This window comes from Mesorhizobium sp. P2_C4 (assembly GCF_056404575.1).
In genome coordinates this window covers 823201-841097 of the sequence record NZ_JBFUDT010000002.1, presented here as the reverse complement: position 1 = coordinate 841097, position 17897 = coordinate 823201, and the positions used below count along the sequence as shown (strand labels likewise).

Below are 17897 nucleotides of genomic sequence, written 5' to 3'. Positions count from 1 at the left end.
CGAAAAAATGATGTGCGGGCGGCCGCTCGCGGGAGGTTTCCATGGCATCCGTTCCCTTCGACCAGTTGGACGGCTTCATCTGGATGAACGGCGAGTTCGTCAAGTGGGGCGACGCCAAGATCCACGTGCTGACTCACGGCCTGCACTATGCCGGCGCCGTGTTCGAGGGCGAGCGCGCCTATGGCGGCGAGATTTTCAAGCTCAACGAGCATACCGAGCGCCTGCATGAATCGGCACACCTGCTCGGCTACAAGATTCCCTACTCGGTGGCCGAGCTCAACGAAGCCTCCACCACGCTTTTGAAGAAGCAGGGGTTCCAGGACGCCTATGTCAGGCCGATCGCCTGGCGCGGCAGCGAGCAGATGGGCGTTGCGGCGCAGAACAATCGGATCAACTGCGCCATCGCCATCTGGCAGTGGCCGAGCTACTTCGATCCGGCGCAGAAGCTCAAAGGCATCCGTCTCGATCTGGCGGAATGGCGCCGGCCCGATCCGCGCACCGCGCCGTCCAAGTCGAAGGCCTCCGGCCTCTACATGATCTGCACCATGTCCAAGCATGCCGCCGAAGCCAAGGGCTATGCCGATGCCATGATGCTTGACTGGCGCGGCCAGGTCGCGGAAGCGACGGGCGCCAACATCTTCTTCGTCAAGGACGGCAAGATCCATACGCCCACGCCCGATTGCTTCCTCGACGGCATCACCCGCCGCACGGTCATCGGCCTTGCCAAGGAGCGTGGCATCGAGGTGATCGAGCGCGCCATCATGCCGGACGAGCTCGAAGGCTTCCAGCAGTGCTTCCTGACCGGGACGGCGGCTGAAGTGACGCCGGTTTCGGAGGTTGGGCCCTACCGATTCGAGGTCGGCGAAATCGCCAAAACACTGATGAACGACTACTCCGCCGCCGTGCAACCTAAGCATGCGATCGCCGCAGAATAGCGTAAGTCACAGCTTTTTAGTCAAGCAGGGGCGGTTTTGAGGCCGCCCCTTTTATTTCAGCATCTCTGCATTTGACTTTCGTTTAATTCAGCGTCTCATGATGGCGTCGGCCCGGGAGGCTGGCAGTCATGGAGGGACTGGAAACATGGACATGAACACGCTTCTTCCGATCATTATTCAGGTGATTACGGGTGTCATCGGTGGTCAGGCGATCGGTGTTGCGCTCAAGAACGCGGCTCTGGGACAGCTGCCCAAAATCCTCGGCGGTGCCATTGGCGGCGTCGGCGGCGCGGCTATCCTCGGCAGCCTGCTGGGCGGCGGTGCGGTCGATCCGGCAGCGGCCGCGGCGGCAACCGGCGGATTGGGCAGCGCGTTGAACCTCAACAACATCGTTGGCGGTGCCGGCGGCGGCGCCATCCTGACCGGCATCATCGGTGCGGTCATGGGTGCGATGAAGAAATAAGCCTAAGGCGTTTCAGGCTTCTCGCATGGGCGGCTCCGGCCGCCCATTTCTATCTTGGGCCACTCGCGGCGCCCTTTGGCGGTGGACGGCTTTCGCCTCTGTCTCTACATCGGAGATGACACAGACCGGTTCATCGTTTCACGGAAACGCCGAACCGCTCTATCTCTTTGTTTTGACGCAATTCCGGACGGAAAACCGTTTCACACTTTTCCTGGAATTGCTCTTGCGAAAGGACGACCATGGGGCAGCTCAATGCCGGCATCGTGCCGGTCACACCCTTCCAGCAGAATTGCACCATCCTGTTCGACATGGATGACAAGCGTGGTGTCGTCGTCGATCCGGGCGGCGATATCGACAAGGTGCTGTCGGTGCTGAAGGACAATGCGATCACGGCGGGCGCGATCTGGATCACGCATGGCCATATCGATCATGCAGGCGGTGCGATGGATCTGAAGGAGGCGCTCGGCGTCGAGATCATCGGCCCGCACGAGGCAGACAAGCCGCTGCTGGCCAATCTCGAGAACCAGGCCAAGCGTTTCGGCATCACTGACCCGGTGCGCGACTGCGTGCCCGACAGGTTCCTCATCGAAGGCGAGACCGTGTCGTTCGGCCAGCATGTGTTCGAGGTCCTTCATTGTCCCGGCCACGCGCCCGGCCATGTCGTCTACTACAACCGCGCAGCGAAGTTCGCCCATGTCGGCGACGTGCTGTTTCGCGGCTCGGTCGGCCGCACCGATCTGCCGGGTGGCGACCATGCCGCGCTGATCGCCTCGATCAAGGAAAAGCTTTTGCCGCTCGGCGACGACATCGGCTTCATCTGTGGCCATGGGCCCGGTGGCCGTTTTGGCGAGGAGCGGCGAACCAATCCGTTCCTGACCTGACGCTTTGGCTTCGACGGCAAAATCAACCGCGGGCATGAAAAAAGCGCTGGCCTTGCGGACAGCGCTTTTTGCTTTGGGGCAGGGATGCCTCAGTTGGCGGTGCAGAAATGCTGCTCGCCGTCATTGCCGGTGAAGGTTCCCGAGCGGGAGTTGAACGTCCGGTAACGATCCGAGCAGTATTCGTACCAGTCGCGGGTCCACGGCTCGGCGTAGCGATCGGAATACACGACACGCGGCTGCGAATAGATGACCCGCGGCTGTGCGTAGTAGCGGCGTACCGGTGCCGGCCGCGCATAACCATCATAGTCGTCATAGCCGGGATCGTAGTAGCGCGGCTGCGGGTTGTTGAGCGCGCCAACGATCAGGGCGCCGGCCGCCAGGCCAAGGACGCCGGCGGCGAGGGCGTCGCCATTGTGGTGATGCCGGTGATGGCGCCACTCATCGGCATTGGCCGCAGGCAAGGTGGCGAGCGTGGTCGCGGCGATGGCTGCGGACAGGATGGTGGTCTTGAGAATGCGATTCATCTTGGTCTCCTTCGTGCCGGCCCGTGCAGTTTTCGGGGGGATGCGGTCCGGCTTTACCAAAGATTAATAGGTGACCGTGGCTGAACGGGGGCTGAACGAAATTTTCAGAGGTTCTATGCGTGCGACAAAAACCGCACGCTCGCAGAGAGCGGACCTCACCCCGTTCGGTCCTGTCTTTCCGGCCGGCTCAGCCGACCGAAAGGTTGACGGCCTTCGGCCCCTTGCCACGCTTGTCCGGCTCGGTGTCGAAGGACACTTTCTGCCCATCCTCAAGACCGGGAAGACCCGACGCCTGCACGGCGGAAATATGGACGAAGACATCCTTCGCGCCATCGTCCGGCGTGATGAAGCCGAAGCCTTTGGCATGATTGAAGAATTTGACGGTGCCGGTCTGCGGCATGGGAAGCTCCCTTTGATCCCATAAAGTCCAGTCTCGGGCCGGCAAATGCCCGAAGGGAAATTTGTCCTTTATTTTAGCGCTATCGGCAAGAGAAAGTTTTGCGGCGGCGGCTAAAGCGCGTCGCGTTGAAGATTCAGGCAACGCACTTTAAGCCTTTGTTTTGATGCATGTCGTTGTCCCAAAACCGCTGCGCACTTTTAGGCGACATGCATTAGGCACGCCGGACACGAAAAAGGCGCGACAAAAACCGTCGCGCCTTCGAAAAATTCAAGCCCGGCTCCGGAAGCCGGCTCAAGGTCTTGCAGCGCCCTTTCGCACGTCCGAACGGACGCGCAATGGTTCAAGCTGCGCGCAGATTGACCGCCTTCGGACCCTTGCCCATGCGGTCGGGCTCGACGTCGAAGGTGACCTTCTGGCCATCGACGAGAGTGCGCAGGCCCGAAGCCTCGATCGCGGAAATGTGGACGAACACATCCTTGGCGCCGCCGTCCGGCGTGATGAAGCCGAAGCCTTTGGTCGCGTTGAAGAATTTAACGGTGCCGGTCTGGGCCATTGGGGAAACTCCTTCACCCGTGTCAGTCTTGTGGTTTGCCCGCCGCCTGGCGCCGTGGGCAAGTCCCGGTGGTTGCTTCGGCAGTCATGCATTTGCGCATGGTCAAACCCCCCGCCGAAAACGGGGCCGTCAGAGATTCACAGTATCGGGGAAAGGTCGTCCAAAACGTTCCGCTCTCCGGGTCGCAAATGCCCGAACACAAAATTTATCGCACGGAAACGTGATGGTTGCAAGATAGGCCCGCGGGGCACCCCGATGGGCGCATCCGACGCAGCGCATCGATAGACCCGGCTCTCTCACCGGTCATCGGCCAGAGCCCGGCCACGCATGGTCCAGCGGCGGAAAGCGGCTACTTCTGAGGTGGCGCCAGTACGTACACCGCGTCGTTTGCCTGTGCAGGCGGTCCGCAAACGGGGGTTGCATTCGCGACCGGAATGACGAGGATTGGCCGGCGCGTTAGCGCCGGGACGGGGGGTCTCGAGGGAGACATATTCATGAGATTTCTTGCGGCTATCTTCTCGCGACAGGGCTTTGCCATCTTGTTCCTGTCGGCAATTCTTGGCGCCTGCACGGTGGTGGTCGACGAGGGGCCAGGACCGCGCCCGCCGAGGCCGGAGCCGCAATTCTGCCCCAAGCACTATGAGCCGGTCTGCGCCCGGCGCGGTGGCGATCGCCAGACCTTCGCCAATGCCTGCCTTGCCGAGCGGGCCGGATATCGCATTCTGCGCGATGGCGAGTGCCGCGACGGTGGTGGCGGTGGCGGTGGCGGCGAGGAGCAGACATTCTGCACCCGTGAATACGCTCCCGTCTGTGCTCGCCGCCATGGCGAACTGCGCACCTTCCCGAACGAATGCGAGGCTCGTGCCGCCGACTATAATGTGGTTGATGATGGGCCGTGCTGAGGCGTGAGCAGGGCGTGTCTCACACCTCTACGGGATACGCCCCATCTGCAGGCCCAGCGTAAAGCTCGCTGCCATCTTCGTCGGAAATGCGCAGGCGGTCGGGGATCTGCGGCATGGCCAAAGTGTGGAAGAGCGCGGTTGCGCCTTGCAAGGCGGCACGCAAATTCGGCGCCTCCAGCGACACCTTGTCGAGCATCGCCTCGTCGGCATCACGACCGATAGAACTCGATGACAAAGTTCAAGCGCGCCTCCGTGTTGGACAGGTGTTTGGCTGTCCTGCCTCGCGGCAGTCATGCCGCGGCGCCTCTCGCCTTCGAGGAACGAGCCGCCCGTTGGCTTCAGTCCGAAATGCTACTTGGACTTCGGCTTCAATCCGCTTTCTGCCTGCTTGACTGCCGAGCCGAAGGGCGAAGCCGGTTTTGCCGCTACCTTGTCCTTCTTGGGCTTGCGTGTCTCGCGGTTGCTGCGCTGTTGACCCTTGGCCATTCTCTGATCCCTCGTTGCGTGTCTGTTGAGGTGCGGACGCGAGCCTGACCCACCCCCGTTGGATCGGGATGGGGCTCTGTCTCGTTGTTCAAGCGCTATGGTCCAAAGCGCGTCGCGAGACGCGCTTTAGATCTTTGTCTTATGCATGTCATTGTCCCAAAATCGCTGCGCACTTTTGGGCGACATGCATTAGACGGCCGGATTGTCGGCCGCTTCGAGATTGTCTTCGGTGGTAACCCGCTCGTGGGTCTCCTGCTCGCTGCGGATGCGGTATTGCGGCGAGCCGTCCTTGACCGGCATCATGCTCTTGATCTGGAACAATTCCGCGGTCTTCTGCACCAGGCCGGTGCGGCTCTTCATGCGGACCGTCTGGCCGATCGCGAAGAGATGTGCGGGCGTGTCGGTGCGCGGGCGTGCATTCTGCTGGAAACGGATCATGCGGCGTTCTCCCGGTCTTGCCGAAGCGCTGTTTCGAGCTCGGCGTGGTCGATGGCGATGAGCTGGCTGGTCGGGCTTTTCACCGTCCTTGCCGGCAGATGGATGAAGGTGGCGACACGGCGCCAGGCAAGCCACGACATGCCGTCGATCAGCTCTTCGTCGTGGTCGATGTCATAGTCGCCGGCCGGCAATTTTCCTTCCAGCCCGCCGAGCACGAAAGGTGCCGTAAAGTGGGCGATGGAATGGGTGGTGCGGCCGGACATTCTAGTGCCTCGATGTTCTATCAATCCGCGCAAGCGGTTTCTTCAAAGAGAGAAATGGTCGCGAGGCGTGGCGCGCCCCTGTATCGGCAATCTGGGTGTCGGCGATCTGGAATGAGATTGACGGGTCGAGAAACTCTGACGCCGCGAGATGCCAAGCCTGACCCAAAAATGACCTCAAATCTTTATTCCGAAATGCGGGACAAATCAAGAAGATTCCCGTAAAGCCCTGATCTTGTCGCAAAAATCGTCCGCTATATCTATCTGTAGAATGCTGATAGGATGCGGACGCATTCTCAAAAATTGTTTGATATTTCGCCGGAACATTTGTCCCGGCATTTGCATTTTATTTAGGCGTAGGAGAAGAAAACATGATTTCTGTAAAAACCCCGGACGGCTCCACAGTGACGATCAAACCGATCGTCAAGCCGATCAAAGTCATCTCGGCGCGGCTGACGATCAGAAGCGACGAGGCCGCAAGGCGGACGATCGCCGACACCGACGGAACGCTGCGGCGCGCGCGCCAGCTTGCCGAAAGCAACCGCCTGATTTGACAGGAGCCGGATCCCTGTCCTTGGTCCGCTCTTGAATCTGCGTCTGTCATGGCTTAGGTCCGGCAAGCGGACAAACACGGCAGGTTTCCCATCACCAGAGATCCAAGAAGCCCGGCAGGCGCGGGCGCCACTTCCGGCTCAGGCGGACAGCCGCCGCTAGGGCTTGACCAGCGCGTGCAGCAGGCGTTGCAGCTGCATCAGGCCGGCCGCCGGCAAGAGGCCGAGATGCTGTACCGGCAAGTGCTGGCGCAAAAGGCCAATCACCCTGCTGCGGCGCATTTCCTCGGGCTGCTGCTGCACCAGACCGGGCGCAGCGCCGAAGGGCTGGAGCTGATCGAGCAGTCGGTGCGTTTGCAGCCGAAGAATCCCGATTTCCTCAACAATCTCGGCACTGTGATGCGCGATCTCGGTCGCGTTGCAGCGGCCGTGGATTTTTTCCGCGGTGCGGTCAATCTCAAGCCCGACCAGCTCGCGGCACGCGATAATCTGGGTTCTGCGTTGAAACAGCTCGGCCAGTTCGAAGAGGCCGAAACGATCTATCGCGGCACAGTCGGGCGCAATCCCTTCCATGTCCGTGCGCGCATCGGGCTTGCCGAAACGCTGCAGGAAGCCGGACGTCTGGATGAGGCATTGGCCGTTTTCCGCGAGGCGCTGACGATCCGTCCGAAGGATGCCGATCTGTTGCATGGGCTCGGCGTCGGGCTGATGGAAAAAGGCAAGCTCGATGAAGCGGCCGACCTGTTCCGGCAAGCGCTAGCGATCACGCCAGGCATGGCCAAAGCGTGGCTGATGCTGACGCAGGTCAAGCGCCAGAAGGAGCGCGACGCGGAACTGACCGGCATGGAAGCGCAGCACGCCAAGGCGCCCGCCGACAGCCTGGCGCGCATGCAGCTATCCTTCGGTCTCGGCAAGGCCAATGACGATCTGAAGGACTACAACAGAGCCTTCGACTATTTCGCCGAAGGCAATGCGATCCGCCGCAAGGGCATCGACTATGATCCGGTCAGGACGCGCGCCGAATTCGAGGCGATGAAGACGGTGTTCGACGCCGGCTTTTTTGAAAAGCATAAGCCAAGCCCGATTGCCGACGACACGCCGATCTTCGTCGTCGGCATGCCGCGTTCGGGCACCACGCTGGTCGAACAGATCATCGCCAGCCATCCGCAGGTCTATGGCGCAGGCGAGCTCAGCATCCTGAAGACCGCGGTTGGCAAGCAGTTCCCGACGACCATGCCCGGCGGGTTCCCTTGGGGACTGGTTGATGTACCCGACGCGAATTTTGCCGAGGCCGGCCGAGCCTATCTCGACATGCTGCACGCCCGCTATCCCGACTTCAGGCATGTCACCGACAAGATGCCCGGCAACTTCCTGCTCATCGGCTTCATCCACATGGCGCTGCCGAATGCCAAGATCATCCATTGCGCGCGCGATGCGGCGGCGACATGCCTTTCGATCTACAAGGTGCATTTCCGCGGCGACAGCCACCGCTATGGCTACGACCTTGGCGAGCTCGCCGATTTCCACAATCTCTACACCGACATCATGGCGCATTGGCGCGCCGTGCTGCCCGGCGTCGTGCATGACGTGCGCTATGAGGATTTCGTCGCCGACCAGGAAGGGCAGACGCGGGCGCTGATCGCCCATCTCGGCCTGCCGTGGAACGATGCCGTGCTGTCGTTCCACGAGACCGACCGTCCCGTGCGCACGGCCTCGGCCGCGCAAGTGCGTCAGCCGATGTACCAGGGCTCGGTCGATCTGTGGAAGCGCTATGGGGACAGGCTGAAGCCGCTGCTGGACAAGCTAGGCCGATATTGAGGTGAGGCCGGCCAGCGAACGGCCGATACCTGCGCTTCCGGTGCTCACGTACTTCAAGTACGCTCCGCTCCGGTTCTCGGTATCAACCGTTCTCGGCTCGGCCTGACCTCAATCTCGACCTAGCTTGGCGTCAAAGCTCCATGAAGGGCTGGAAGCCGCCGAAGATCATGCGCTTCATATCGAAGGGCATTGGCCCCCAATCGGGTGTCAAACGCGGGTCGGCCATCACCTTGGGCATCACCGTGTCGCGGCTCTGCCTGGATTCATAGACCACCCAGGCGAAGACGACGATCTCGTCGTCCTTGGCCTGAACGGCACGTGGAAACGAGGTCAGCTCGCCATAGGGAACGTCGTCGCCGATACATTCGACATAGGCGAGCGCGCCGTGTTCCATCCATATAGGGCCCGCGAGGTTGGCCAGCCTCTTGTAGTCATCGAGATTTGCCTTGGGCACGGCGAGTACGAAACCATCGACATAGGACATGGTGGTTCTCCTATGCCGGCTTCGCCGGCGCGTTCATTGCCCATTCGACACCGAAGGGGTCGCGCATGTTGCCCCACTGGTCGCCCCAGAACATGACCTGGAGTGGAACGGCGACTTCGCAGCCGGCATCGACGGCGCGCTTCCACCAGCCATCGATCTCGTCGGCGCCGAGATGAAGCTGCATGGTGTAGCCCTGTGGCTTGACGGGGGGCATGCCGTTTTCGGGGTAGAAATCGGAAATCATCAGCGTCGAGCCATTGATGTGGAGGTGGATGTGCATGGTGCGGCCCTGATCATCGGGCGGATAGAAGAACACCTGTTCGGCGCCGAAGGCCTTCTTGTAGAATTCGGCGGCCTTGAAGGCGCCGTCCAGTTGCAGATAGGGGGTCAATCCACCGAGAACTTTCGCGGCCGGCTGAACGGGGGTCTGGTCGGTCATGTCTTGCTCCTCTTTGCGTTTCGTCTGGGCGTTTGGTCTGGCCTTGCGAACCTTAGGACGAACGGGGCGGTAGCAATCCTACATGGCCGCTGCGATTTTTTGGCGTGAAATGAACTTGCATCGGGAGCGCCCAATCAGAGCGCAATCCTCGCGACCCGCAGGCTAGAAAAGGGGATTGCTTCCATCCCTGAGGCGACAATGATCCTCTACTACCAGACCCACTCACCGTTCGCGCGCAAGGCGCTCGTCTTCGCGCATGAGGTTGGCATTGCCGATCGGCTCGAGGTCATCCATCACGAGACCAGTCCGACCCTGCGCAATGCGCGCGTCTATGCCGAAAACCCCCTCGGCAAGGTGCCGGTGCTGTTGCGGCCCGATGCGCCGCCGCTCTTCGATTCCGATGTCATCTGCGCCTATCTCGACACGCTGCATGATGGCCGCAAGCTGCTGCCGCAAGACGGCGAGGCGCGCTGGCAGGCGTTGCGGCTGCAAGCGGTCGCCCAGGGCCTGGCGCAGACGGGCATAGGTTTGCGCTGGGAGACCGAAAGGCGGCCCGAACAGCTGCGCTATGCCGCTCTTGCGGAGGGATACCGGGAAAAGATCGAGGCGAGCTACGACTGGCTCGAAAGCGCGCTGGACGACGAGGCGCCGCTCCATGTCGGCCATATTGCGCTTGCCACCACGTTGTCCTGGATGGCGTTTCGCCAGCTTCCGTCGTTTCGCGCGCGAGCACAATTAACCCGCTGGTTCGAGGTTTTTGAAAAGCGCGCATCGATGCAGGCGACGCCGCTGTCGGGCGACACGCATGACTGAGCAACGGTCGCCCCTTGACGGCCGGCATCGATGCTTCTCCCGGGCATGGTCAGGGAGCCCTGCGGATCCGTGGACCGTTTTGCGCGTCGATGACAATTTCCGGCCAGCCGATGTCCTTGCGCAATTCGATCGGCAGGGACAACAGCGCCTGCTCGCTGCGATGGCGGGCGCGGTTCTGTGCGTAGCGCGTGGCGACGCGGCCTATGGATGACAGAATGGACATGATGCTTTCTCCTCGGTTGAAGCCGGCATCATCGTGTCGGCATCCCAAGGACGTGGCGCGTTCAAGCGATCCGACAGAGCGCCGAAAATATTTGCGAGACATGCGAAAACATGGGCCGCAACACCAGGCGGCCCATGCATTCCGGCAGTTCCTCAACCTGTCGCTTCGGCTACCGAGCGGAAGAAATCTTCGGGGTCCTCGACTTCAGTCAGCTTCCGCTTGTCAATCAGCCAGAAGCGGTTGCCGATGGCGCGGATGAAGGAGCGGTCGTGCGAGGCCAGCAGACAGCTTGCCTGATGCGCCAGCAATTCGGTTTCCAGCGCTTCCTGGCCGTCAATGTCGAGATGGTTGGTTGGCTCGTCGAGCAAATAGAAGTTGGGATTGGCGAGCCTGAGCGCCAGCATCATCAGCCGCGCCTTCTGGCCGCCCGACAGCACGCCGATCTTTTTCTCCTGCATCTCGATGACGACGCCGGCGCCGGCAAGCAGCGAGCGGGCGCGCTGCTCGCCGACATCGTAGCGGCGTGAAACCATCGCCAGCGGCGTGTCGTCACCGCTGATACCGGCCAGTGCCTGGTCGCTGTAGCCGAGCACCGTCGACGGCGTCACCTTCACGTTAAGCACCGTTTCCGGCTCGGCGATGGCGTTGCGGATCAAGGTGACGAAGCGCGACTTGCCGACACCATTGCGGCCGAGCAGGACGATACGGTCACCCTGGCAAATATGACGCTTGCCGGTCCGAAACAGCAGGGTTCCGTCGGGCGTTTCGACCGCGGCGTCGTCGAGCGTGATCAGCACCTTGGCGTGGGTGCCGCGATTGGCCAGTCTGATCGCGCCCGCCGATTTCTCGCGGTGTGCCGGTGCAGCGGAGTCTTCGAGGCGCTCTGCGCGCTGGTTGAGCTGCTTGGTCTTGACCACCAAAAGATCGCTGCCCGAATTGATGCCGATGTTGTTGAGCTTGGCGGCCTGCCGGCGCAATTGCTGCGCCACCTTCATGTCGCGCTGGAATTTCCGCTCGGTCGAGGCATCGACTTCGTCCAGCGCCTGCCTTGCCCTGGAGTAGGGCAGCGCAAACACCGGCGACTGTTCCGGGCGCAGGAAAAGCGTTCGGTTGGTGGTGGCGTCGAGGAAGGCGCGGTCGTGGCTGGCGATGACCACCGGCACCTCGCGCGGCAGCGCGTTCAGCCAGCTTTCCAGCTGGCTGATCTTGGCGAGATCGAGATGGTTGGTCGGCTCGTCGAGCAGCAGCACGTCCGGATCGGTGACCCAGACGCGCGCGATCAGCGCCAGCCTTTGCCAGCCGCCGCTCAAGGCCCGCATCGGCCGTTCGCGCATCGGCTCCGGCACATCGAGCGAATCCAGCACCACGTCCACGCGCCACAGCTCGCTGTCGGCCTGCTCGGGCGGCAAGGCATCGGCCACCACCTGATGAAAGCTTCGGCCGAGAAGGGCAGCGGGAACGGACTGCTCGACATGGCCGACGCGCAGGCCGCGGGTGCGGGTGATGTCGCCGGAGGTCGGCTCCATCTCGCCGGTCAGGCATTTGAGCAAGGTCGACTTGCCGCGGCCATTGGCGGCAACGATGCCGAGCCGGTCGCCGGTGCCGATGGTGAGGTCGAGGTTGGAAAACAGCGGCGCACTCATGGTGACGCCGAGGGATTTGAGGCTGATCAGGGCCATGGTGATTTCTCTGGTCTGTCCGGAGACAAACTCCGGTTCGATGCACTTTGACGGTGCGCAGACTGGCCATCAGGCTCGGCGTTGCGGCACCACGAAGGGCAGACCAAAAAAACGAAGCGGGAAAAACCCGTGATGTCCCTGGTCAGCCCTGCAAGCTAGCTCGCAGGGCAGAAATCGGGCCACGCTGACGATGGTGATCGATAAACACGCAGCCCTCCTTTCAAGACGTTCGAGTGTGGGGAATGGCTACACCAGAGAGTGGGCGGATGGCAAGGGGAGCGCACTTTCCTTCTCCCCTTGTGGGAGAAGGTGGCCTCGCGAAGCGAGGTCGGATGAGGGGTGTTCCCGGGAACACCGACGTCTCACCCCGCTGGAACACCCCTCAACCGTCTCGGCGCTGCGCGCCGATCCACCTTCTCCCACAGGGGGAGAAGGGAAGGGCGCCCTATCGGCCCGGTCGACCCGTCTTGGCCGGCCGCCGCTTTTCGCGGCGGGCGTCGGCCGGATCCTCATAGGAACCAATGCCGGCGCGTTCGCGCTTGACCGGTTTGTCGCCTTCGATCGGTGTTTCGGTCCGCCGAACCGTCATCTCGTCCAGCGAGTTCTTCTTGAACAACGGTTTGACCGGCTCGCCGGGAATCCCAAAATCGGAACCATGCGCCTCTTCGGCTGATTGCTTCTTGAACAGCGAGCGCGACACCGCACCGGCCGGTGTTGGCATGTCGGTGCCTGGCCCCATGGCGTCGAGATCAGGTTTGCGGAAGAGGTTGGGCCGAGCCGCCTTGGCCGCCTCTTCTGCAGCCTGTGCCGCGTCGAGCTTGCGGAAACGCTCCTGTTCCTCTGAAGTACGATGTTTGGCCACGCCCTTGTTGTGCTTGCCCTTCTCGCGGCCCGAGACAGGGCTTTCCATGTCGGCGTATTTGGCCAGCGGATCTTCGGAGATGGAGAGTTCCATCTCGCGCAGCCGCTTGATCTCGTCGCGGATGCGCGCCGCCTTCTCGAAATCGAGATTGGTGGCGGCCTCGCGCATCTGCTTGTCCATGGCGTCGAGATGGGCCTTCAGATTGTTGCCCATCATGGCGCCGGCGCTGTCGGTGAACTGCGAGATATCGGCGCGGACGTGGTCCTTCTCATAGACCGAATCCAGAATGTCGGAGATGCGCGACTTGACCGATTCCGGGGTGATGCCGTTGGCCTCGTTCCACTCCATCTGTTTCTCACGGCGGCGGCTGGTCTCGGCCATCGCCCGCTCCATCGAACCGGTGATCTGGTCGGCATAGAGGATGACCTTGCCGTCGACGTTTCGGGCGGCGCGGCCGATGGTCTGGATCAGCGAAGTCTCCGAGCGCAAAAAGCCTTCCTTGTCGGCATCGAGAATGGCGACGAAGCCGCATTCGGGAATGTCGAGACCCTCGCGCAGCAGGTTGATGCCGACCAGCACGTCGAAGGCGCCGAGGCGCAAATCCCTAAGGATCTCGATGCGCTCAAGCGTGTCGATGTCGGAGTGCATGTAGCGGACGCGGACGCCTTGCTCGTGCAGATATTCGGTCAGGTCTTCGGCCATGCGCTTGGTCAGCACGGTGACCAGCGTACGGTAACCGGCCTTGGTGGTGTCACGGATTTCGCCGACGACATCGTCGACCTGGGACTTGGCCGGTCGCACCTCGACCGGCGGATCGATCAGCCCGGTCGGGCGGATGACCTGCTCGGCGAAGACGCCACCGGACTGTTCCATCTCCCAGCCGCCGGGCGTCGCCGAAACCGCGACCGAGAGCGGGCGCATCGCGTCCCATTCCTCGAAGCGCAGCGGCCGGTTGTCCATGCAGGACGGCAGACGGAAGCCATACTCGGCCAGCGTCGCCTTGCGGCGAAAGTCGCCCCGATACATACCGCCGATCTGCGGCACGGTGACGTGGCTCTCGTCGATGAAGACCAGCGCATTGTCAGGGATGTATTCGAACAAGGTCGGGGGCGGATCACCTGGCTGGCGGCCTGTGAGATAGCGCGAATAGTTCTCGATGCCGGCGCAGGAACCGGTGGCTTCCAGCATCTCAAGATCGAAGCGGCAGCGCTGTTCCAGCCGCTGCGCCTCGAGCAGGCGACCGGCGCGTTCCAGTTCCACAAGCCGGTGCTTGAGTTCTTCCTTGATCGACTTGATCGCCTGGTTCAGGGTCGGGCGCGGCGTCACATAGTGCGAGTTGGCGTAGATCTTGACGCTTTTCAACTCACCGGTCTTCTGGCCGGTCAGCGGGTCGAATTCGGTGATCTGCTCGATCTCGTCGCCGAACATCGAAATGCGCCAGGCGCGGTCTTCCAGGTGGGCCGGAAAGATCTCGATCGTATCGCCACGCACGCGGAACGAGCCGCGCACGAAATTGATGTCCTGGCGCTTGTATTGCTGGGCGACGAGGTCGGCGAGCAGCGCGCGCTGGTCCAGCCGGTCGCCGATCTGCATCTGGAAGGTCATCGCCGTATAGGTCTCGACCGAGCCGATACCGTAAATGCAGGACACCGATGCGACGATGATGACGTCGTCGCGCTCGAGCAGCGAGCGCGTCGCCGAATGGCGCATGCGGTCGATCTGCTCGTTGATCGAGGATTCCTTCTCGATGAAGGTGTCGGTGCGCGGGACGTAGGCTTCCGGCTGGTAATAATCGTAGTAGGAGACGAAATACTCGACGGCGTTTTCCGGGAAGAATTTCTTGAACTCGGAATAGAGCTGCGCCGCCAGCGTCTTGTTGGGCGCCAGGATCAGGGCAGGGCGCTGCGTCTCCTCGATCACCTTGGCCATGGTGAAGGTTTTGCCGGAGCCGGTGACGCCGAGCAGCACCTGGGTGCGGTCATTGTCGTTGACGCCCTCGACAAGGTCCTTGATCGCTGTCGGCTGGTCGCCGGCCGGCTCGAAATCCGACACCATCTTGATCGCGATGCCGCCTTCGGATTTTTCCGGACGGGCAGGGCGGTGCGGCGTCCACAGCACGCCGTCCTTGTGCAAGGGATTGCCGGATTCGATCAGCGCCGACAAAGCGGCGACCGTGGCGGTCACACCGCCGGAGGCCATGGTCTCGGCATCTTCCAGCGAAATGTCGAGGCCGGCGACCGGGTTGAGGCCGGCCGCGGTTCGCTCCCGGGCCGAAGCCGCGCCGCCCATCGAGGTACCGCGCGACGAGCGGCCCGGGGCGGCGGAGCGTTCGGGGATCTTTTTCGCCGTCTTCGCCGATCTGCCGCTATCCTTGCCGGAAAGGCGTCCTTCCTTCTCGGCTTCCTGCTCGATCTGCTCGGCCCAGTCGGCGATCGAGCCGGTCAGCGGCGCGCCGGTGAATTCGGCCTGCGGCGCCTCGGCAAAGCCGCCCTTGTGAAGGGGCTCCGATGCATCGAGGAAATCGGTCAGCGGGCTGCGCCGCTTGGGCGGCGAAGCGCTGTTGTCGCCCGCCGGCGGCGGCGTCTTTTTGTCGGAAAGTTTGGCCATGCCGCGAATATGGGCAGAGTCAGCCAAAATGGAAAGAGCCGAGTAGCGGAGGGCCCGGGGCGAAACCATGCTGCTGACACAAGGGTGTCAGCAGCATGTGTCGCCTGAACCGCGTTCTTCCCTCAGTTGAACCACAACGCAAACGTCAGAAACCCGCCGCCGCCGAACTGGCGCTGGATCTGGTTGAATTCCTCGCTGGTGAGGATCTTTCCGCTTTCGAGATAGGGCGCGATTGCTGGGCCGGTGATCGACAGCACGAGGTCGAAGTTTTTCGGTTCGTCGAAGAAGCGCTTCATGTTGATGCCTTTGCCGGTGATGCGGAAATGCGGCAGCAAGGTGCGGCCTTCGAGCAGATCCTCGGCCATGGTCAAGGTGGCGAGCCAGGCCTGGACCTGCTCCTCGCCGACTTCGAGGCCGGTGAGCCGGTTGGTGCCTTTCTGCTGCGGGCCGGGCAGCCATTCGCGATCATTGTCGGTCTCGGCACGGATCGCTTTCCAGTCCTCGCGCGATAGCCGGATCATTTCCAGCAGATGGCGGCGCGCCGCTTGTCGGCGCTCGGGCTCGACCACCGGCCAGTTGATGAGATGCACCAGCGAGATGAAATCGGCCAGGCGCCATTCCGAGGTGAGGATGCCGCCGCCCATGCCGCCGTCCGGCGGCACGAGAATATCCTGCAGCGGCAGCCTGGCGCGCGGGAACAGCATGTGGAACGAACCGTCGAAAGTGTTTTTGAAATCATGCGCCAGCCAGAAATCCGCCTGCGCCATCAGAAACTCGGCATAGCCTTGCAGCCAGAAACCGTCGGCGCGGTCGAAGCGGAAAATGAGCGGGGTGGCATCCGGCGCATCGCCGCTGTTGTTCGACAGCGCCGCCATGATTGCCGCGAGACTTTCCTGCGGCGTGATGTTGCCATCCTCGTCGAGGTCGACGCCGACATGGGCGAGGTCGATGACGATGCCGATATCGGGATCGTCCGGCACCGAGCCCAGCGTTGCCGCGGATTTCTCCAGCCGGTCGCGGAAGGCGACCAGGACGGCGCGAAACTGCTCGTAGGTCAGCGGTTCGGGATTGGGATTGTCCGGCACGGGCAGCCGCATCAGCGGCAGCATGAAGGATTGCGGGCTGTCGAAACCGTGGCGGTGCAGGCCACCGGCGAGGATCTCCAGCGCGGTGAAGAATTCGCCGGCGCCGGCGGCATAGGCCGAGGCCGGATCGGCCGGTGCCGCTGCTTCGAGCGTGGCGAGCGCGGTATCGCGCTCGGCCACGGTTTTCGCCTCGAACAGGGCTGCCGCTGCTTCGGGCGCTGCAGCGAAAGAGGAAGACAGCGGCAGCAGCAGAATGAACGCTGATGCCAGCAGGCTCGAAAGTCGGGTCATCTTGGTCCTCCGATGTGCTGTTCCGCAGCAACCATACACGCATCTGCTGCGCCGCGCCTGTCGGTCCTGATGCGATGCGGGCCCGTATTTCAATTGACCAAGAGTCGACGCTTCAACCATTCCAGCAGACAGTCTACACAAGGCAAACGATTGGGCATTGCGTGTCGAACTATCCGCTCTCCTACAAACTGTCGTGGCTGCCGCGCTTCCTGAAGCCTTCGCTCGGCGGCGCTATCAATGGCTTTGCTCCGGCGGCCGCAACCATGATCGAACCGCCGCCGGCGCGGACGGTGCGGCTGGCCTTCGTCGGCGATATCTCGGCGGTTGCCAATCGTGCCGCGCCCGAATGCGACCCGGCCATCGCAGCGCTGCTTGATTCCGCCGATCTGGTGATCGGCAATTGCGAAAGCCCGGTCGTGGAACGACCAAGCGTTGTCGCCGGCACGCGGCTCGGCACACATCATGCGATGACCGAGCGATTTCTTGCAGACGCGCTGGCGGCCGTCGGCATCTCACACAGGAAGCTCGTGTTGTCGCTGGCCAACAATCATGTGTTCGACCAGGGAGTGGCTGGCTTTGACGAGACGGTTGCCGCGCTCAAGCGCCTCGGTATCCGCAGCATCGGCACCGCTGCCAAAGGTCCGGTCGCGCGGCTTGCGGTTGGGCCGCTGACCATCGGCTTTGCTGCCTTCACGCTGTGGCGCAATGCAGATGCGGCTTTGTTTGCCGGCCGCGTGTCGATGCAAGGCGACCCGACGCGATGGCAGCGCGATGCGGCCAAGGGGGTCGATCTCGTCTGCGCCGTGCCGCATTGGGACTGGGAGTTCCGGCATTTTCCAAGGCCGGCAACACGGGCCCTGGCCAGGCTGATGGCCGGGCATGGGGTGGGCCTGATCGCCGGCCACCACGCCCATGTCGTGCAGCCGGCTGAGTGGCTCGGCAAGACGCTTGTCGCCTATGGGCTTGGCGATTTTCTTGGCACTGCCTTTGCCCGCCAGCCATGGCCCGGCCGCATCGGGTGCATTTTCGTCGCCGATATCAGTGCCGACCTCGGTATGCGGGGTGCTATTGCCGCCTACGGACTGCACCCGTTCATGCGGCTGCGCGCCGGCAATCATGAGCAACTGGTGCCGGTGGAGGCGCTGCAGGGCCGGCTACGCGGCAAGGTCGAGGGTCGGTTGAAAGCGATTTTTGACGGCTGAC

At 62.5% G+C, this 17897-nt stretch carries 21 protein-coding genes; 8 read left to right on the top strand and 13 right to left on the bottom strand.

The features are described from left to right. Positions 1-41 precede the first annotated feature (41 nt). From AC1DX6_RS10385 to AC1DX6_RS10375, 3 genes are all read left to right on the top strand, one after another. Entirely contained in the window at positions 42-935 is an 894-nt protein-coding gene (locus tag AC1DX6_RS10385) for a branched-chain amino acid aminotransferase (protein WP_477312853.1), read from the top strand. Between the two features lie 145 nt (positions 936-1080). Beyond that, on the top strand, positions 1081-1398 hold the full coding sequence (locus AC1DX6_RS10380; RefSeq protein WP_477312851.1) for a hypothetical protein: 318 nt from the start codon (positions 1081-1083) through the stop codon (positions 1396-1398). 239 nt (positions 1399-1637) lie between these two features. After that, positions 1638-2279 (top strand): MBL fold metallo-hydrolase, encoded by a 642-nt coding sequence (locus AC1DX6_RS10375; RefSeq protein WP_477312849.1) that lies wholly within the window; start codon positions 1638-1640, stop codon positions 2277-2279. A gap of 89 nt (positions 2280-2368) precedes the next feature. Here the strand turns inward: AC1DX6_RS10375 and AC1DX6_RS10370 are convergent, their stop codons facing one another. The 3 genes from AC1DX6_RS10370 to AC1DX6_RS10360 all read right to left on the bottom strand — a co-directional run bounded on the left by AC1DX6_RS10370 (position 2369) and on the right by AC1DX6_RS10360 (position 3756). After that, positions 2369-2803, bottom strand: coding sequence for a BA14K family protein (locus tag AC1DX6_RS10370; protein ID WP_477312847.1), 435 nt, complete (start codon positions 2801-2803; stop codon positions 2369-2371). A gap of 187 nt (positions 2804-2990) precedes the next feature. Next, positions 2991-3203, bottom strand: a complete 213-nt coding sequence (locus AC1DX6_RS10365; protein ID WP_013530020.1) for a cold-shock protein — start codon at positions 3201-3203, stop codon at positions 2991-2993. A 340-nt stretch (positions 3204-3543) separates the two neighbouring features. After that, entirely contained in the window at positions 3544-3756 is a 213-nt protein-coding gene (locus AC1DX6_RS10360) for a cold-shock protein (protein ID WP_006202520.1), read from the bottom strand. Between the two features lie 494 nt (positions 3757-4250). On the opposite strand from AC1DX6_RS10360, the gene AC1DX6_RS10355 reads away from it, so the two are divergent. Continuing rightward, complete coding sequence (locus AC1DX6_RS10355; protein ID WP_477312845.1) at positions 4251-4658, top strand: Kazal-type serine protease inhibitor family protein; 408 nt, start codon at positions 4251-4253, stop codon at positions 4656-4658. 19 nt (positions 4659-4677) lie between these two features. Here the strand turns inward: AC1DX6_RS10355 and AC1DX6_RS10350 are convergent, their stop codons facing one another. From AC1DX6_RS10350 to AC1DX6_RS10335, 4 genes are all read right to left on the bottom strand, one after another. After that, positions 4678-4893, bottom strand: coding sequence for a hypothetical protein (locus AC1DX6_RS10350; protein ID WP_477312843.1), 216 nt, complete (start codon positions 4891-4893; stop codon positions 4678-4680). Between the two features lie 116 nt (positions 4894-5009). Continuing rightward, positions 5010-5144, bottom strand: a complete 135-nt coding sequence (locus tag AC1DX6_RS10345; RefSeq protein ID WP_477312841.1) for a hypothetical protein — start codon at positions 5142-5144, stop codon at positions 5010-5012. 189 nt (positions 5145-5333) lie between these two features. Beyond that, a complete protein-coding gene (locus AC1DX6_RS10340) occupies positions 5334-5582 on the bottom strand; it encodes a hypothetical protein (protein ID WP_477272730.1) in 249 nt (82 codons plus the stop codon). Then, entirely contained in the window at positions 5579-5845 is a 267-nt protein-coding gene (locus AC1DX6_RS10335; protein ID WP_477312839.1) for a hypothetical protein, read from the bottom strand. Before AC1DX6_RS10335 ends, AC1DX6_RS10340 begins: the two co-directional genes overlap by 4 nt. Before the next feature lie 368 nt (positions 5846-6213). On the opposite strand from AC1DX6_RS10335, the gene AC1DX6_RS10330 reads away from it, so the two are divergent. Together AC1DX6_RS10330 and AC1DX6_RS10325 are read left to right on the top strand one after the other, a co-directional pair. Next, a complete protein-coding gene (locus tag AC1DX6_RS10330; protein ID WP_477312837.1) occupies positions 6214-6396 on the top strand; it encodes a hypothetical protein in 183 nt (60 codons plus the stop codon). A gap of 174 nt (positions 6397-6570) precedes the next feature. Next, the gene (locus AC1DX6_RS10325; RefSeq protein ID WP_477312835.1) at positions 6571-8211 is read left to right on the top strand and encodes a tetratricopeptide repeat-containing sulfotransferase family protein; all 1641 of its coding nucleotides are present in this window, start codon (positions 6571-6573) and stop codon (positions 8209-8211) included. Between the two features lie 130 nt (positions 8212-8341). On the opposite strand, the gene AC1DX6_RS10320 is transcribed toward AC1DX6_RS10325, so the two are convergent. After that, the gene (locus AC1DX6_RS10320) at positions 8342-8695 is read right to left on the bottom strand and encodes a DUF1428 domain-containing protein (protein ID WP_477312833.1); all 354 of its coding nucleotides are present in this window, start codon (positions 8693-8695) and stop codon (positions 8342-8344) included. Between the two features lie 10 nt (positions 8696-8705). Then, positions 8706-9134: a VOC family protein gene (locus tag AC1DX6_RS10315; RefSeq protein WP_477312831.1), complete on the bottom strand. Its 429-nt coding sequence runs from the start codon at positions 9132-9134 to the stop codon at positions 8706-8708. Between the two features lie 198 nt (positions 9135-9332). On the opposite strand from AC1DX6_RS10315, the gene AC1DX6_RS10310 reads away from it, so the two are divergent. Beyond that, entirely contained in the window at positions 9333-9947 is a 615-nt protein-coding gene (locus AC1DX6_RS10310; protein WP_477312829.1) for a glutathione S-transferase family protein, read from the top strand. A gap of 49 nt (positions 9948-9996) precedes the next feature. Here the strand turns inward: AC1DX6_RS10310 and AC1DX6_RS10305 are convergent, their stop codons facing one another. From AC1DX6_RS10305 to AC1DX6_RS10290, 4 genes are all read right to left on the bottom strand, one after another. After that, complete coding sequence (locus AC1DX6_RS10305) at positions 9997-10170, bottom strand: hypothetical protein (RefSeq protein ID WP_477312827.1); 174 nt, start codon at positions 10168-10170, stop codon at positions 9997-9999. Between the two features lie 152 nt (positions 10171-10322). Next, on the bottom strand, positions 10323-11849 hold the full coding sequence (locus tag AC1DX6_RS10300) for an ABC-F family ATP-binding cassette domain-containing protein (protein WP_477312825.1): 1527 nt from the start codon (positions 11847-11849) through the stop codon (positions 10323-10325). A gap of 445 nt (positions 11850-12294) precedes the next feature. Then, positions 12295-15318: an excinuclease ABC subunit UvrB gene (gene uvrB / locus AC1DX6_RS10295; protein WP_477312823.1), complete on the bottom strand. Its 3024-nt coding sequence runs from the start codon at positions 15316-15318 to the stop codon at positions 12295-12297. Between the two features lie 122 nt (positions 15319-15440). Next, positions 15441-16694 (bottom strand): hypothetical protein, encoded by a 1254-nt coding sequence (locus tag AC1DX6_RS10290; RefSeq protein WP_477312821.1) that lies wholly within the window; start codon positions 16692-16694, stop codon positions 15441-15443. 161 nt (positions 16695-16855) lie between these two features. Between AC1DX6_RS10290 and AC1DX6_RS10285 the strand changes: the two genes are divergently transcribed. Next, entirely contained in the window at positions 16856-17896 is a 1041-nt protein-coding gene (locus AC1DX6_RS10285) for a CapA family protein (RefSeq protein ID WP_477312819.1), read from the top strand. Position 17897: the final 1 nt, after the last annotated feature.

Coding starts and splice junctions, on each gene's coding strand:
- AC1DX6_RS10380 (WP_477312851.1), top strand. CDS start 1,081: ATGGACATGAACACGCTTCTTCCGATCATTATTCAGGTGATTACGGGT.
- uvrB (WP_477312823.1), bottom strand. CDS start 15,318: ATGGCCAAACTTTCCGACAAAAAGACGCCGCCGCCGGCGGGCGACAAC.
- AC1DX6_RS10310 (WP_477312829.1), top strand. CDS start 9,333: ATGATCCTCTACTACCAGACCCACTCACCGTTCGCGCGCAAGGCGCTC.
- AC1DX6_RS10305 (WP_477312827.1), bottom strand. CDS start 10,170: ATGTCCATTCTGTCATCCATAGGCCGCGTCGCCACGCGCTACGCACAG.
- AC1DX6_RS10315 (WP_477312831.1), bottom strand. CDS start 9,134: ATGACCGACCAGACCCCCGTTCAGCCGGCCGCGAAAGTTCTCGGTGGA.
- AC1DX6_RS10335 (WP_477312839.1), bottom strand. CDS start 5,845: ATGTCCGGCCGCACCACCCATTCCATCGCCCACTTTACGGCACCTTTC.
- AC1DX6_RS10360 (WP_006202520.1), bottom strand. CDS start 3,756: ATGGCCCAGACCGGCACCGTTAAATTCTTCAACGCGACCAAAGGCTTC.
- AC1DX6_RS10385 (WP_477312853.1), top strand. CDS start 42: ATGGCATCCGTTCCCTTCGACCAGTTGGACGGCTTCATCTGGATGAAC.
- AC1DX6_RS10290 (WP_477312821.1), bottom strand. CDS start 16,694: ATGACCCGACTTTCGAGCCTGCTGGCATCAGCGTTCATTCTGCTGCTG.
- AC1DX6_RS10370 (WP_477312847.1), bottom strand. CDS start 2,803: ATGAATCGCATTCTCAAGACCACCATCCTGTCCGCAGCCATCGCCGCG.
- AC1DX6_RS10320 (WP_477312833.1), bottom strand. CDS start 8,695: ATGTCCTATGTCGATGGTTTCGTACTCGCCGTGCCCAAGGCAAATCTC.
- AC1DX6_RS10340 (WP_477272730.1), bottom strand. CDS start 5,582: ATGATCCGTTTCCAGCAGAATGCACGCCCGCGCACCGACACGCCCGCA.
- AC1DX6_RS10375 (WP_477312849.1), top strand. CDS start 1,638: ATGGGGCAGCTCAATGCCGGCATCGTGCCGGTCACACCCTTCCAGCAG.
- AC1DX6_RS10330 (WP_477312837.1), top strand. CDS start 6,214: ATGATTTCTGTAAAAACCCCGGACGGCTCCACAGTGACGATCAAACCG.
- AC1DX6_RS10300 (WP_477312825.1), bottom strand. CDS start 11,849: ATGGCCCTGATCAGCCTCAAATCCCTCGGCGTCACCATGAGTGCGCCG.
- AC1DX6_RS10365 (WP_013530020.1), bottom strand. CDS start 3,203: ATGCCGCAGACCGGCACCGTCAAATTCTTCAATCATGCCAAAGGCTTC.
- AC1DX6_RS10345 (WP_477312841.1), bottom strand. CDS start 5,144: ATGGCCAAGGGTCAACAGCGCAGCAACCGCGAGACACGCAAGCCCAAG.
- AC1DX6_RS10355 (WP_477312845.1), top strand. CDS start 4,251: ATGAGATTTCTTGCGGCTATCTTCTCGCGACAGGGCTTTGCCATCTTG.